The organism is Enterobacter sp. JBIWA003 (assembly GCF_019968825.1).
Taxonomy (GTDB): domain Bacteria; phylum Pseudomonadota; class Gammaproteobacteria; order Enterobacterales; family Enterobacteriaceae; genus Enterobacter; species Enterobacter quasiroggenkampii.
Map to the genome: position 1 here is coordinate 3,698,562 of NZ_CP074170.1, position 14,558 is coordinate 3,713,119.

General features: G+C 57.7%; 17 protein-coding genes. 4 read left to right on the forward strand and 13 right to left on the reverse strand.

From position 1 onward, the window contains the following. The first annotated feature begins 6 nt into the window (after positions 1-6). The 3 genes from KGP25_RS17690 to KGP25_RS17700 all read left to right on the forward strand — a co-directional run bounded on the left by KGP25_RS17690 (position 7) and on the right by KGP25_RS17700 (position 3,080). Complete coding sequence (locus tag KGP25_RS17690; RefSeq protein WP_223539393.1) at positions 7-1,374, forward strand: 6-phospho-alpha-glucosidase; 1,368 nt, start codon at positions 7-9, stop codon at positions 1,372-1,374. A gap of 90 nt (positions 1,375-1,464) precedes the next feature. After that, positions 1,465-2,310, forward strand: a complete 846-nt coding sequence (gene sseA, locus KGP25_RS17695; protein ID WP_223539394.1) for a 3-mercaptopyruvate sulfurtransferase — start codon at positions 1,465-1,467, stop codon at positions 2,308-2,310. Beyond that, entirely contained in the window at positions 2,310-3,080 is a 771-nt protein-coding gene (locus tag KGP25_RS17700) for a MurR/RpiR family transcriptional regulator (RefSeq protein WP_223539395.1), read from the forward strand. Before sseA ends, KGP25_RS17700 begins: the two co-directional genes overlap by 1 nt. 17 nt (positions 3,081-3,097) lie before the next feature. On the opposite strand, the gene sseB is transcribed toward KGP25_RS17700, so the two are convergent. The 11 genes from sseB to trmJ form a co-directional block, all read right to left on the reverse strand. Continuing rightward, a complete protein-coding gene (sseB, locus tag KGP25_RS17705; RefSeq protein WP_032648693.1) occupies positions 3,098-3,874 on the reverse strand; it encodes an enhanced serine sensitivity protein SseB in 777 nt (258 codons plus the stop codon). Positions 3,875-4,015: 141 nt separating this feature from the next. Further along, complete coding sequence (gene pepB / locus KGP25_RS17710; protein WP_223539396.1) at positions 4,016-5,302, reverse strand: aminopeptidase PepB; 1,287 nt, start codon at positions 5,300-5,302, stop codon at positions 4,016-4,018. A gap of 60 nt (positions 5,303-5,362) precedes the next feature. Further along, positions 5,363-5,563: a Fe-S cluster assembly protein IscX gene (gene iscX, locus KGP25_RS17715; protein ID WP_003860650.1), complete on the reverse strand. Its 201-nt coding sequence runs from the start codon at positions 5,561-5,563 to the stop codon at positions 5,363-5,365. A gap of 1 nt (position 5,564) precedes the next feature. Further along, a complete protein-coding gene (gene fdx, locus KGP25_RS17720; protein WP_003860652.1) occupies positions 5,565-5,900 on the reverse strand; it encodes an ISC system 2Fe-2S type ferredoxin in 336 nt (111 codons plus the stop codon). Position 5,901: 1 nt separating this feature from the next. Next, entirely contained in the window at positions 5,902-7,752 is a 1,851-nt protein-coding gene (hscA, locus tag KGP25_RS17725) for a Fe-S protein assembly chaperone HscA (protein WP_223539397.1), read from the reverse strand. 14 nt (positions 7,753-7,766) lie between these two features. Then, positions 7,767-8,282: a co-chaperone HscB gene (gene hscB / locus KGP25_RS17730; protein WP_024908642.1), complete on the reverse strand. Its 516-nt coding sequence runs from the start codon at positions 8,280-8,282 to the stop codon at positions 7,767-7,769. Positions 8,283-8,362: 80 nt separating this feature from the next. After that, positions 8,363-8,686: an iron-sulfur cluster assembly protein IscA gene (gene iscA / locus KGP25_RS17735; protein ID WP_003860659.1), complete on the reverse strand. Its 324-nt coding sequence runs from the start codon at positions 8,684-8,686 to the stop codon at positions 8,363-8,365. 13 nt (positions 8,687-8,699) lie between these two features. Then, positions 8,700-9,086 (reverse strand): Fe-S cluster assembly scaffold IscU, encoded by a 387-nt coding sequence (gene iscU, locus KGP25_RS17740; RefSeq protein ID WP_003860661.1) that lies wholly within the window; start codon positions 9,084-9,086, stop codon positions 8,700-8,702. A 24-nt stretch (positions 9,087-9,110) separates the two neighbouring features. Further along, positions 9,111-10,325 carry a cysteine desulfurase gene (iscS, locus tag KGP25_RS17745; RefSeq protein WP_008502157.1) on the reverse strand — a complete coding sequence of 405 codons (1,215 nt, stop codon included), beginning with the start codon at positions 10,323-10,325 and terminating at the stop codon, positions 9,111-9,113. Positions 10,326-10,444: 119 nt separating this feature from the next. Continuing rightward, a complete protein-coding gene (gene iscR / locus KGP25_RS17750) occupies positions 10,445-10,936 on the reverse strand; it encodes a Fe-S cluster assembly transcriptional regulator IscR (RefSeq protein WP_045399615.1) in 492 nt (163 codons plus the stop codon). 231 nt (positions 10,937-11,167) lie between these two features. Next, complete coding sequence (trmJ, locus tag KGP25_RS17755) at positions 11,168-11,893, reverse strand: tRNA (cytosine(32)/uridine(32)-2'-O)-methyltransferase TrmJ (RefSeq protein ID WP_008502159.1); 726 nt, start codon at positions 11,891-11,893, stop codon at positions 11,168-11,170. Positions 11,894-12,024: 131 nt separating this feature from the next. Between trmJ and suhB the strand changes: the two genes are divergently transcribed. Continuing rightward, entirely contained in the window at positions 12,025-12,828 is an 804-nt protein-coding gene (suhB, locus tag KGP25_RS17760; protein ID WP_003860668.1) for an inositol-1-monophosphatase, read from the forward strand. Between the two features lie 59 nt (positions 12,829-12,887). Here suhB and KGP25_RS17765 read toward each other — a convergent pair whose 3' ends face one another. Then, the gene (locus KGP25_RS17765; RefSeq protein ID WP_223539398.1) at positions 12,888-13,868 is read right to left on the reverse strand and encodes a nickel/cobalt transporter; all 981 of its coding nucleotides are present in this window, start codon (positions 13,866-13,868) and stop codon (positions 12,888-12,890) included. Then, entirely contained in the window at positions 13,859-14,497 is a 639-nt protein-coding gene (locus KGP25_RS17770) for a DUF1007 family protein (RefSeq protein WP_167211952.1), read from the reverse strand. The genes KGP25_RS17765 and KGP25_RS17770 overlap by 10 nt, the downstream gene beginning before the upstream one ends. Positions 14,498-14,558: the final 61 nt, after the last annotated feature.

A 14,558-nucleotide genomic window follows, 5' to 3' on the forward strand; every position in this document is an offset into this window, starting at 1 on the left:
CTAAAGATGTTTACACCCCCGTTCATTCTGTCGATTGCCGGCGGCGGCAGCACCTACACGCCAGGCATTGTGAAAAGCCTGATGGTGCGCCTGCAGGATTTCCCGCTGGCCGAAATTCGCCTGTACGATATCGACGAGGCGCGTCAGAACACCATTGCGCCGGTCGTCGAGAAGGTCATTCGCGACCAAAGTCAGCACATCAAATTTACCGTCACCAGCGACCCGGAAGTGGCCTTCAGCGGCGCCCATTTCGTCTTTGCCCAGATGCGCGTCGGTCAGTATAAGATGCGCGAGCAGGATGAGAAGATCCCGCTGCGTCACGGCGTGGTGGGCCAGGAAACGTGCGGCCCCGGCGGGCTGGCCTACGGCCTGCGCACGATCCTGCCGATGGTGGAGCTTATCGATCTGGTCGATCGCTACGCGCATGAAAAAGCCTGGATCGTGAACTACTCCAACCCGGCGGCGATCGTCGCGGAGGGCGTGCGCCGTCTGCGGCCAAATGCGCGGGTGCTGAACATCTGCGATATGCCGGTGGCCGCCATGCGCAATATGGGGGCGATTCTGGGTGTCGATCGCCGCAAGCTGGAAGTGGACTACTTCGGCCTGAACCACTTCGGCTGGTTTACCCGCGTGCTGGTGGACGGCGAAGACAAGCTCCCGGCGCTGCGTAAGCATATCGCTAAGTTTGGCCTGCTGACGGAAGATGCGGCTAAAACCGATCCGCAGCATTCCGACCCCTCCTGGGTGAAAACCTGGCGCAACATCAAGCCGATCATGGACAATTTCCCCGAGTATCTGCCGAACCCGTATCTGCAGTATTACCTGATGCCGAACCAGATTGTGGCGCACCAGAACCCGGACTATACCCGCGCTAATGAAGTGATGGACGGGCGCGAGAAAAAGCTGTTCGCCGCCGCCGAAGAATATCAACGCACCGGAATTTTACCGGATGCCTTTCACGTGGGCGTCCACGGCGAGTTTATCGTCGATGTGGCCTGCTCGCTGGCCTTTAACCTGCGAAGCCGCCATCTGGTGATGGTGGAAAACCGCGGGGCGATTACCAACCTGCCGTACGATGCGGTGGTGGAAGTTCCCGCTTATATCACCTCCGAGGGCCCAGAACCGATCCGTATTGGTCAGGTGCCGCTGTTCCATCAGACGCTTTTGCAACAGCAGCTCGCATCTGAACAGCTGCTGGTGGAGGCGACTATCGAAGGCAGCTATGAGAAAGCCTTGCAGGCGTTTACTCTCAACCGGACCGTGCCGACCATGGAACATGCAAAAGCCATTCTGGATGAGATGATTGAGGCCAACCGCGACTACTGGCCAGCGCTGCAAAAAGCCTGGCAGGACGGCGAACCGGTAAAAAAATAGGGGCTTGCTCGCGAGTTGAACGTGGTTTGCTTGTCGGTGTCAGAAAAAACACCGACAATCCTTTTTTACGGAAAAGAATGGAGGCAACCCATGTCCACCTCATATTTTGTCGCTGCCGACTGGCTGATTGAGCACGGCGACGATCCGGAAGTTCAGATTATCGACGTGCGTATGGCCCCTCCGGGACAAGAGCATCGTGATGTGCCCGGTGAATACCGTGCCGGGCATCTGCCGGGTGCGGTTTTTTTTGATATTGAAGCCCTCTCCGATCACACCTCTCCCCTGCCGCACATGCTGCCGCGCCCGGAAGCGTTTTCCGTGGCGATGCGCGAGCTGGGCATCAGCAAAGACAAACACCTCGTTGTCTATGATGAAGGTAACCTCTTCTCCGCGCCGCGCGCGTGGTGGATGCTGAAAAACTTCGGCGTGGAAAAAGTCTCGATTCTTGCCGGTGGGCTGGCGGGCTGGAAGCGCGACGAGCTGCCGCTTCAGCAGGGTGATGTCACGCTGCCGGAAGGTGAATTCGACGCGACCTTTGACACCCACGTGGTAAAACGCCTGACCGACGTGCTGGTCGTGAGCCATGAAAAAACGGCGCAAATCGTCGATGCCCGCCCTGCTCCTCGCTTCAATGCCGAAGCGGATGAACCGCGTCCGGGGCTGAAGCGCGGACATATTCCGGGCGCGCTGAACGTGCCGTGGGGCGATCTGGTTTTTGAGGGCGAGCTGAAAACTACTGACGAACTGCGCGCCATTTTTGACCGGGCAGGGGTTGATTTGCATCGTCCAGTGATTGCCAGCTGCGGTTCCGGCGTAACGGCCTGCGTGGTCATTCTGGCACTCGCCACGCTCGGCATAAGCGACGTCACGCTCTACGACGGCGCCTGGAGCGAATGGGGTGCGCGAGACGATCTGCCTGTCGAACCCGCAAAATAATGGATAACCGCCTGGCCACGCTGTTAACGCGCGGAGCGTCATTGACCCGCGCGGAGTATCGCGTCCTCGCCCACCTCACGGAGCATCCGCTGCTGGTGGGCAATATTACGGTTCGCGAGCTGGCGCAGGCGACGTTCGTTTCTACCGCCACCATTATGCGGCTGTGCCAGAAGCTCGGGTTCAGCGGCTTTAGCGAGTTTATCTGGCACTGCAAGCAGCTGCTCACCGACACGCCGCACATTGCCGTTCAGGGGCAATCGCCCCCTGAGCTCCCGGCGCTGTTTAATCAGTTTATCGCCAACTATCAGCACACCTTTCAGTGGGTCACCCAGGACAAACGCCAGCAGTTTGCTAACCTGCTGCGCCAGAAAGAGAGTTTCTTTCTCTACGGGGCCGGGTTCTCTTATCTGTTTGCGGAGTACCTGACCAAGAAGCTGCAGGTGCTGGGTAAAACGGCGTTTATCTCCGGACCGGGCGACAGCCGGAACATTTTTCTCAGCAATGCCGCTCGCTATCAGGTGTTTATTGCCGTCTCACGCAGCGGCGAAACGGAACAGGTGCTGGATAAAGCGCGGATAGCCAAAAACGTTGGCATGACCATCGTCGCGTTTACCCGCGCCTCGGCCAACACGCTGGCGGAGATGGCCGACATTCACTTTGCGCTCTATGACGAAGCGGTGCACTACGCCGCCGAAGCCGCAGGGGTGACGTCGTTTGAGTCGAATCTGGTGTTGCTGATGGATTTACTGCTGCTGGAAGCAACGGGGTGACATTCACCCCGCAGAAATCAGATGATGCGGTTGGTTTTGAGATCGCGCAGGAACCCGCCCCAGCGACGCTCATAGAACGGCGTGATGTGCTCGGTAATAAAATGGCTGATGCCCTTCTCACCGTTTTTCACCTGACAGATATCAATCGGCTCATCGCCCGGTAGCGTGTCGGTCGCCACGCTGCCCGCCGCCTGAACGATCTCGTCGAAATCGCCATCGGCTTCAATACCGATCAACAGCACCGGCTTTTCGTCCGCGCGCTCTTTGATGGAGCAGAGAAACGCGCGCCTGACGGGCTTGAGCGTTTTGAACAACGTCGTCAGAGAATCAATCATCTGCGCGGGCGGCTCGGCCACTTCAGACAGCAGCAGCGTTTCGCCCCCTTCCAGCACTTCCTGCGTGCTGAGCGGGTTGCCCTCTTCGCCAATCAGGTGGCTGATTTCACGCGGCGTAAACTCTTTCCCGGTCGGCAGCTTCGCGTTGAGGAACAGCGTCTGGCCGAGCGTCATTTCAAACAAGGTACGCACCGGCATCACCACGAACGCCTGTTCGTCTTCAACCGCTTCCTGCAGCGCTTCCAGCGAGGTGAAGAACGGGATCACCGACGTGCCGTCGTCTTTCTCCCAGTGCAGCAGATCCAGCGCGCTGTCTTCTACGACCTGCTCACCTTCCGCGGCGGTACCCGGCACCCAGACGGTGGACTCCAGCAGCGTGCGGAAAAATGCCGGACGGTGGGCGGGCTCGGTCGCCGCCTGCTCCAGCAGGGTCTCTAATTCGTTTTTGGTATCTGACATAGTTTGGCTACTTCAAAAAACGCCGGGTGGCGCTTCGCTTACCCGGCCTACAAAACCGTAGGTCCGTGCAAGCGCAGCGCCGCCGGGCAATATGATGAATCCGAAGGCGCGCGTAAGCGTAGCGCCACCCGGCAAAAAAGATTACTCAGCCGTCAGCAGGTTCGCCACGGTACGCACACCCAGACCGGTCGCGCCCGCGGACCACTGCTCAACCGCCGCTTTGCGGTACGTTGCGGAGCAGTCAATGTGCAGCCAGCCTTCATGGTAGTTCTCAACGAAGTGAGACAGGAAGCCTGCTGCGGTGCTTGCACCCGCCGGGTACGCCGCGCTTGCGGTGTTGTTCAGCTCGGCAAAGTTGGACGGCAGCTGGCTACGGTGGAACTCGGCCAGCGGCAGACGCCAGAACGGTTCGTTTTCCGCCGCGGCGCTGGCCAGCAGGCGTGCGGCCAGCTTGTCGTCAAAGCTGAACAGCGCGTGGTAGTCGTTACCCAACGCGGTTTTCGCCGCACCGGTCAGAGTCGCCATGTCGATGATCAGCTCAGGCTTCTGGGCAGACGCGTCGATCAGGCCATCGGCCAGCACCAGACGGCCTTCGGCGTCGGTGTTCATCACCTCAACGTTTTTGCCGTTACGGTAGCGAATGATGTCGCCCAGCTTGAAGGCGTTACCGCTGACCATGTTGTCCGCGCAGCACAGGTACAGCTTCACGCGCTTTTTCAGACCGCGGGTGATGGCAAACGCCAGCGCACCGGTGATGGTGGCCGCGCCGCCCATGTCGGACTTCATGGAGTCCATGAACGCGCTCTGCTTCAGGCTGTAGCCGCCGGTGTCGAAGGTGATGCCTTTACCTACCAGGCAGGCAAAGACAGGGGCGTCTTTGTCGCCGGTTGGGTTGTAGTCCAGCGCCAGCAGCACCGGTGGACGCTCAGAACCACGGCCCACGGTGTGGATCCCCATGTAGTTCTGCTCGCGCAGGTCTTCGCCCTTGGTGATGCGGTAGGACATCTTGTCGCCCGCCACGCCGCACAGCAGGTCAACGGCGCGCTGCGCCAGCTGCTCAGGGCCTAACTCTTCCGCCGGAGCGTTAATGGTGTCGCGTACCCAGTCGATGATTTGCAGACGGCTTTCCAGCTCTTTCTGACCGACTTCGTCGAGGTTCGCCCACTCAATTTTGCGGGTGCCTTTCGGCCCTTTGTAACCCGCCCAGAACGCCCAGCTGCGGTCGGTGTCCCAGCCTTCGCCTTCCAGCGAGACATGCTTAATGCCCAGACCGTCAATTTTACGCGCGGCGCGCTGGATCAGGCCCAAATCATCGTTGCCCGTCAGGTGCAGGGTAATACCGTCGTTGTTGATGCTGTAGCTGGCTTTCTCGCCCCAGCGCGCGTCGGCGGGCTGCGTAGAGAGCGTAATCTTCATCGCTTCGGTCATTTTATTTTTCCTTATTAGCAACTAGCAAACGGGCCGCCTGAAGGCAGCCCGTTTTGTTATTTATTCTGCTTCATCTAACCAGACTAACAGAATCGCCTCCAGAATTTTTTCATTGGATGCGTTTGGATCGTCGTCGAAATCTTCCAGATCGCAGATCCACTGATGCATATCGGTGAATCGTACGGTCTTCGGATCGAGATCCGGGTTCGCGTCGTAGAGCGCTTCGCCGATTTCACGGCTGTCTGTCCACTTCAATCCCATATTAATGCTCGCGTGCGTGGTTGATGGTGTAGCGTGGGAACTCCACGACCAGATCTTCATCGGTCACCGCAGCCTGGCAGCTTAAGCGGCTGTCTGGCTCCAGACCCCATGCTTTATCCAGCATGTCGTCTTCGTCTTCGGTGCTCTCGGCGAGAGAGTCAAAACCTTCACGCACGATGCAGTGGCAGGTGGTGCAGGCACAGGATTTTTCACAGGCGTGTTCCACTTCGATACCTGCACGCAGGGCAACATCGAGAATGGTTTCACCGGTCTTCGCTTCCAGAACAGCGCCATCCGGACAGAGGTCCGCATGAGGCAAAATTACAATCTTTGGCATATTAAACCTCGTCCACGGACTGGCCTTTCAGCGCGACGCGGACAGATTTGTCCATGCGGCGAGCAGCAAAGTCCTGGGTTTGTTTATCAACGTTTTTAATGGCTTCTTCTATTGCGTCAGCGTCATTACCTTCGGCCACGGCGCTTAAGCGCGCGGCGGCTTCGTCAATCACCTGACGCTCAGCGGCGCTTAACAGCGCGGCGTCGGCAGCGAGCGCGCCGTTCAGGCTCTCCAGCACGCGTGCGGCTTCAACTTTCTGTTCCGCCAGCATACGCGCCTTCACATCCTGCTCGGCGTAGCTCATTGAGTCCTGAATCATGGAGGCGATTTCGCCATCGGTCAGGCCGTACGACGACTTCACCTGGATGGACGATTCCACACCGGTGGATTTTTCCATCGCCGTGACGCTCAGCAGGCCGTCGGCATCCACCTGGAAGGTGACGCGAATATGCGCCCCGCCCGCAGGCAGCGCCGGGATACCGCGCAGCGCAAAGCGCGCCAGAGAACGGCAGTCCTGCACCAGCTCGCGTTCGCCCTGCATCACGTGGATGGACATCGCGGTCTGGCCGTCTTTAAAGGTGGTGAACTCCTGCGCGCGCGCCACCGGAATGGTGGTGTTACGCGGGATCACTTTCTCCACCAGGCCGCCCATGGTTTCTAAGCCCAGCGACAGCGGGATGACGTCCAGCAGCAGCATTTCGCTGTCCGGCTTGTTGCCGACCAGAATATCGGCCTGGATCGCGGCACCTACGGCAACCACTTTGTCCGGGTCGATGGAGGTCAGCGGCGTGCGGCCAAAGAATTCGCCCACGCGCTCACGCACCAGCGGCACGCGGGTCGAACCGCCCACCATGACCACTTCCAGCACCTCGTTCGCCTCAACGCCCGCATCTTTCAATGCGCGACGGCAGGCCAGTAAGGTGCGTTTCACCAGTGGGGCGATCAGATCGCTGAACTGATCGCGAGAGATCTCACCCTGCCAGCCCGCAACATTGACGGTAACCATCTGCGCATCGCTCAGGGCGATTTTGGCGTCGATGGCCGCATCCAGCAGTTCACGCTGTACGCGCGCATCGCTGCGATCGCTGATGCCCGCCTGCTCGCGGATGTAGTCCGCCAGCAGATGGTCGAAGTCATCACCGCCCAGCGCGGAATCCCCGCCGGTCGCCAGCACTTCAAACACCCCGCGGCTCAGGCGCAGGATAGAGATATCAAACGTCCCGCCGCCGAGATCGTAAACCGCGATCACTCCTTCCTGACCGGAATCGAGGCCGTAGGCAATCGCCGCCGCCGTCGGTTCGTTCAGCAGACGCAGCACATGCAGGCCCGCCAGACGCGCGGCGTCTTTGGTGCCCTGACGCTGTGCATCGTCAAAGTAGGCAGGAACGGTGATCACCACGCCGTCCAGATCGCCACCGAGCGTTGCCGTAGCGCGCTCAGCCAGCGCTTTGAGGATGTCAGCAGAAACACGAATCGGGTTCAGCAGACCGGCCGCGGTCGCAATCATCGGCAGGCCGTTTTCACTTGCCTGCAGCTGATACGGCAGATGCGGGTAGCGGGTCTGAATATCGGCCAGCGAGCGGCCCATCATGCGCTTGACGGAGCTGATGGTATTCGCCGGATCGCGCGCGGCATTAGCGCGGGCGTCATAACCTACCGCGTGACCCTGCTGCTGGTAGTGGACCACGGAAGGCAGCAGATGGCGCCCCTGCTCGTCAGCCAGCGTTTCCGCCTGGCCGCTGCGCACGGTCGCCACGAGGGAATTGGTGGTGCCCAGATCAATACCCACCGCCAGACGACGCTGGTGCGGTGCGGCACTTAAGCCAGGCTCACTAATTTGTAATAAGGCCATAATTGCTTCCGAAATTAAAAATCGAGCAGCTTTTCTTCGAGTTGTTCAGCACTGCTTCGCAGTTTATCGAGAAAACGGAGTTTGCGCACAGTATCTGCCGCCACGTCCCAGGTCTCGTTGTTCAGTTGCTCCACCATCTGCTGATGGCGGGTATCGAACATGCCCTTTACGCGCGTAATAAAGCTTTCCAGACGCGCTTCGTCTTTGGCCTGTTCAATCTCATCGAGCTCTTCGCGAAGCTCCAGCTGCTCCATCAGAAACGCCGTGTCACGCACGGTGTGCTGTTCGCTCGCCAGATCAAAACCGTGGAGCGAGAGCAGATATTCAGCGCGCGCCAGCGGATGGCGCAGCGTCTGCCAGGCCTGGTTGATGGTGGCAGAGTGGGAAACCGCAGCCAGCTGCTCTGCCTGAGTACCGCTCGCGAATTTGTCCGGATGGTACTGACGCTGCAGATCCTGAAAACGGATCGTCAACGCCTGGAGATCAATCGGGTATTGAGCGGGTAGTCCGAAGAGAGTGAAGTAATCCATAACAATCTCAGGGGTAGCCTGTTAAAACAAACCCCACGCGTAGCGGGTAACGCCACGGTGGGGTTTCGGATGACGCGCGGTTAAACGTGGAAGCTTTCGCCGCAACCACACTCGTCTTTGACGTTCGGGTTCGTGAATTTGAACCCTTCGTTCAGGCCTTCTTTAACGAAGTCCAGCTGAGTGCCGTTGAGGAATTGCAGGCTTTTGCCATCGACCACCACCTTCACGCCCTTGTCTTCAAACACGGTGTCGTCAGACGCCGGTTCGTCAACAAACTCCAGTACGTAAGCCATACCAGAACAGCCGGAGGTACGTACGCCCAGTCGCAGGCCAAAGCCTTTACCACGGTTCGCCAGAAAAGAGCTTACTCGCGCGGCAGCGCTGTCGCTAAGGGTAATCGACATACTCAAACCTCAATTATTTTGCTTCACGTTTGCTTTTGTAATCCGCAATAGCGGCTTTGATCGCGTCTTCTGCCAGAATTGAGCAGTGAATTTTCACCGGTGGCAGTTCGAGTTCTTCAGCAATATCCGTGTTCTTGATTGCCTGTGCTTCGTCCAGAGACTTGCCCTTCACCCATTCGGTAACCAGGGAGCTGGACGCAATTGCAGAACCGCAGCCGTAGGTCTTGAAGCGCGCGTCTTCAATGATACCTTCATTGTTGACTTTAATCTGCAACTTCATCACGTCGCCACACGCTGGCGCACCGACCATGCCGCTACCAACAGATTCGTCGCTGTTGTCAAAAGAGCCAACGTTGCGTGGGTTTTCGTAATGATCGATGACTTTTTCGCTGTATGCCATGATTGAATTCTCCTTATGTACCGATTAGTGATGTGACCATTCAATGCTGTTCAGATCCACGCCCTGCTTGAACATTTCCCACAGTGGAGAAAGGTCGCGCAGACGGCCAATGGAGTTGCGAACCAGCTTGATGGTGTAGTCAATCTCTTCTTCGGTAGTGAAACGACCTAAAGAGAAACGGATAGAGCTATGTGCCAGCTCGTCAGTCATACCCAGCGCACGCAGCACGTAGGATGGCTCAAGGCTTGCAGACGTACAGGCAGAACCGGAAGAAACCGCCAGGTCTTTCAGCGCCATGATCAGCGACTCGCCTTCAACATAGTTGAAGCTGACGTTGAGGATGTTCGGTGCGCCCTGCTCGAGATCGCCGTTCAGATACACTTCTTCCATATCTTTCACGCCGTCCCACAGACGGTTACGCAGCGTGCGCAGGCGTGCCATCTCGGTTTCCATCTCTTCTTTTGCAATGCGGTAGGCTTCGCCCATGCCCACGATCTGGTGAACAGGCAGCGTACCGGAACGCATGCCGCGCTCGTGACCGCCACCGTGCATCTGCGCTTCGATGCGGATACGTGGTTTACGACGAACGTACAGCGCGCCAATCCCTTTCGGGCCATAGATTTTGTGGCCGGAGAAGGACATCAGGTCCACTTTCAGCTGGCTCAGGTCGATAGGCAGTTTGCCCACGCTCTGGGTCGCGTCCACGTGGTAGATGATACCGCGCGCGCGGCACATTTCGCCGATGGTCGCGATGTCTTGTACCACGCCGATTTCGTTGTTGACGTGCATGATGGAGACCAGAATGGTGTCATCACGCATGGCCGCTTCGAGCTCTTTCAGATCGATAATGCCGTTGCTCTGTGGCGCCAGGTAGGTGACTTCATACCCTTCACGCTCCAGCTGACGGCAGGTGTCCAGCACGGCTTTGTGTTCGGTTTTGCTGGTGATGATGTGCTTGCCTTTTTTCTGATAAAAGTTGGCTGCACCTTTGATCGCCAGGTTGTCGGATTCGGTCGCACCGGAGGTGAAAACAATCTCACGCGGGTCGGCACCCACCAGGTCAGCGATCTGATTACGGGCGATATCAACCGCCTCTTCAGCATGCCAGCCAAAACGGTGTGAACGGGAAGCTGGGTTACCAAAGTTTCCGTCCAGGGTCAGACACTGCATCATTTTCTCGGCAACACGCGGGTCCACCGGCGTGGTTGCGGAGTAGTCGAGATAAATCGGTAATTTCATTGCTCTATAAACTCCGTACATCGCTTCAATGCAAGGAATCAGGCAACCGGCTGGATGTACGACCGAGTACACGGGGCGAGTCTTCGCCCCGGCCTGATTCTGAAATACTTATCGTTTTATTACGCGCGTAATTTGACGTCGATAGCGTCCTGCGCGCGGGTGCTGCGTTGGGAATCATGGCCGTGCTGACGGCCCGATACGTCCAGAACTTCCTGGTTGTTCACCAGCTCACCGAGGGTGATGTTGTTCAGGAAGCCGGTCAGACGGTCGCTCAGATCGCGCCACAGCGCGTGGGTCAGGCACTTATCGCCGCCCTGGCAGCCGCCTTTACCCTGGCAACGGGTCGCGTCAACGGATTCGTCAACTGCGCTGATCACTTCGCCAACTGCAATACTGCCCGCGTCTTTACCCAGCAGATAACCGCCGCCTGGGCCACGAACGCTGGAAACCAGTCCATTTTTACGCAGTCTGGAGAACAGCTGTTCCAGATAAGAGAGGGAGATCCCTTGTCGTTCAGAAATATCAGCCAACGGAACCGGGCCCGCTTCGGAGTTGAGCGCAACGTCCAGCATCGCGGTCACGGCATAACGCCCTTTAGATGTCAGTCTCATGTCTTACTTAACCTCAAACTCGCCCCTGCCCGGGGTTTTTTATTGTAAAATGGGGTATTGCATAGCAGGGCCAAGTCTGACATTCCTGACTAAAATGGTCAACTATTTACTTGACTGTTTTAGTCAGGTATTTAACCTTCCGTGCCGTTTTTTGTCGGGTGACGCTTCGCGTACCCGACCGACGGTTTTGTAGGCCGGGTAAGCGAAGCGCCACCCGGCGAACAGACGACACTACTCTTTATTCTTCTGCTCAATCGACGCCAGGATCCCGCGCAGGATGTTCAGCTCCTGGCTTTCCGGACGCGCGCGGGTGAACAGACGGCGCAGCTTATTCATCACCTGACCCGGGTGGCCTTCGCGGATAAAGCCGGTCGAGAGCAGCGTCTGCTCCAGGTGACCGTAGAAACGCTCAAGGTCGTCCACCAGCGGGTAAGCCGTCTCTTCTTTAGGCTCAACCTCTTTTTCCTGCGTTGCCAGCCACGCCATACGCACTTCATAGGCGATAACCTGCACCGCCATCGCCAGGTTCAGCGAGCTGTACTCCGGGTTTGCCGCAATCGCGACGTGATAATGACACTTCTGCAGTTCATCGTTGGTCAGGCCAACGCGCTCGCGGCCAAATACCAGCGCAACCGGTGCCTGTTCTGCTTCCGAGACACTTTTCAGGCCGCATTCACGCGGATCGAGCATTGGCCACGGCAGCGTGCGCGAACGCGCGCTGGTACCGACAACGAGGCTGCAGCCAGCCAGCGCTTCGTCAAGGGTATCGACGATCTGGGCATTGCCGATCACGTCGCTGGCCCCGGCCGCCAGCGCAATAGCCTGCGAGTCAGGTTTCACCAGCGGGTTAACCAGCCACAGGTTCGTTAAGCCCATGGTTTTCATAGCGCGGGCAACGGAGCCCATGTTGCCGGTATGCGATGTTTCGACCAGCACAATTCGAATGTTTTGCAGCATAATTTTTAATGTCTGAATTCAGTGTCTGAAGAATATTCGGGCATATTATCATAAACGGGAGACATAATCCGATCCCGCTGCTATACTCTGCGCCGATTTTCCTGTTCTTTAACATCCAGTGAGAGAGACCGATGCATCCGATGCTGACCATCGCCGTGCGCGCAGCGCGCAAGGCGGGTAATGTAATTGCCAAACACTACGAAACGCCAGACTCCGTAGAAACCAGCCAGAAAGGCAGCAATGATTTCGTGACAAACGTCGATAAAGCCGCAGAAGCGATTATTATCGAAACGATCCGCAAATCTTACCCACAGCACACCATCATCACCGAAGAAAGCGGTGAACATGAAGGTACCGATCAGGATGTTCAATGGGTTATCGATCCACTGGATGGCACCACCAACTTCGTCAAACGCCTGCCACACTTCTCTGTGTCTATCGCAGTACGCATTAAAGGCCGTACTGAAGTCGCCGTTGTGTACGATCCAATGCGTAACGAACTGTTCACCGCGACCCGCGGTCAGGGCGCGCAGCTGAACGGCTACCGTCTGCGCTGCAGCAACGCACGTGATCTGGACGGCACCATCCTGGCGACCGGTTTCCCGTTCAAGGCGAAACAGCACGCGACCACCTATATGAATATCCTGGGCAAACTGTTCACCGAATGTGCGGACTTCCGTCGCACCGGTTCTGCTGCGCTGGATCTGGCCTACGTGGCAACCGGCCGCGTTGACGGTTACTTCGAACTCTCACTGAAGCCATGGGATTTTGCTGCGGGCGAGCTGATCGCGCGTGAAGCAGGCGCCATTGTGTGTGACTTCACCGGCGGCCATAACTATATGTCTACCGGCAACATCGTTGCGGGTAACCCACGCGTTGTTAAAGCCATGCTGGCCAACATGCGTGATGAACTGAGCGATGCGCTGAAGCGTTAATCCACTTTGTTAAGCCCGGTGGCGCTACGCTTACCGGGCCTACATAATCCCTCAGTATGCTAGAAAGGCCGTAATCCCCTTCCCACCGGTACCGCACTCATCCACATTGTCACCGCAGCCACCAGCAGAATCACCCCACCCGCCAGCGCAAGCGTGGTCCACCCTATTTGTCGCCACAGCACCGGCGTTTTATTGCCGCTGAGTTTGACCGCCAGCTGACGAAAGCTGTGTACCAGCAGCGCTAAAGACGAAATGGTGAGAGAGGTTCCTGCCGCCATCGCCAGCGCGGACAGCATGCCCCAGCCGAACACGCCGATGACCTTACTGAACAGCAGCACCATGATGGCCCCCGAGCACGGGCGCATCCCCATCGAGAGAATAATCATCAGCCGGGCGCGCCAGTCGTCGCCGTTCTGTAATTGTTCCTGCGTGGGCAAATGTTGATGTCCGCAGCCGCAGTGTTCATCATGAACGTGGTGCGGCGTAAAGGTTTTGAATGTCGGTTTTTGCAGCAGCACGCGCAGCTTTTTCAGCGCCCGCCAGCACAGGATCAGCCCCAGCACGCCCACCAGCGCGTAGCTCCCTTTCTCCAGCCAGAAGCTGCTCATGTGCAGCTGGCGCGCCGGAAGCTGCAAAAGTGAAAGCACAACAACGACCAGCGCAATCGCCACGCCGCCCTGCAGCAGCGAGGAGGCCAGCGTCAGGCCGATGCTCGATTTCAGCTTTGACGGATGGGTGGCGAGCCAGGTCGTAATCACGATTTTGCCGTGCCCCGGCCCCAGCGCGTGCAGAACGCCATAGATAAAACTGAACGCCAGCAGGGATCCGCCCGCTTTGGTCGGGTTCTCCGCCACCGCCTTCAGCAGTCCGCTCATCTGCTGGTTGACCTCACGCTGCCAGATAATGCTTTTCATCATGACCTGCGGCCAGGCCTGCCACAGCCACAGCGCGCCGCAAACCGCTAACAGCAAAAAGAGCGCCAGCGGCCAGAGATGCAGCCAGCGGCGAGGTTTCCGAACCGGAGAGGAGATCACTGACATTGTAACGTCACCTCCTGTGCGAACTGTTTACCCAATTCCATATCCTCGGGTGGGGCATCGTCCTTGTCGAGTGAGACCGCAAAGTTCAGCATCTCTTCGCTGGGCTTCGGGGTATGAACGCCAATTTTGCAGCTTTTTTGCAGCGCGTCCGGCAGTCGTACGTCGCTGTCTTTGTCATAGCGCATATCAACATAGTAGGTGGGATCAAAAGTGGAAAACGTGTACGTTTGCCCGGCCAGCGGCTGAGGATGCGCCAGCGGAAGCACGAACGTCAGCACCGCCTGGTGCCCTTCACGCGTCATCCCGTATTCCGTTGGTCGGTTCAGAAATTTGACCTTTTGGCCGTTATGCCAGAACTCGGTGAAGTAGTGCTGGCCGAGCACGTTGGCCATTACTTCCGCTGCCAGCTTTTTCCAGATCTCGTCGCCGGGCTTCGCGTTTCCCGCGTCATAGAGCAGGTCAGCCGAGGTGATTTCATCCATCGTCCAGCGCATTTTCAGGCCGCTCAATTGCGTGCCGTCGGTGACCAGCTCGGTTTTAAGGTCAATAAAGCTGTGAGGGTGTGCGCTGGCAGTTAAGCTGATAACCGCCAAAAATAACGCCATCGCACATTGTTTAACTGTTTGCATCAATTCCTCACGTCAAAAATTCTGTGATGTTCCCCAGCAATCCTGAATGAAAGGCCTGCCG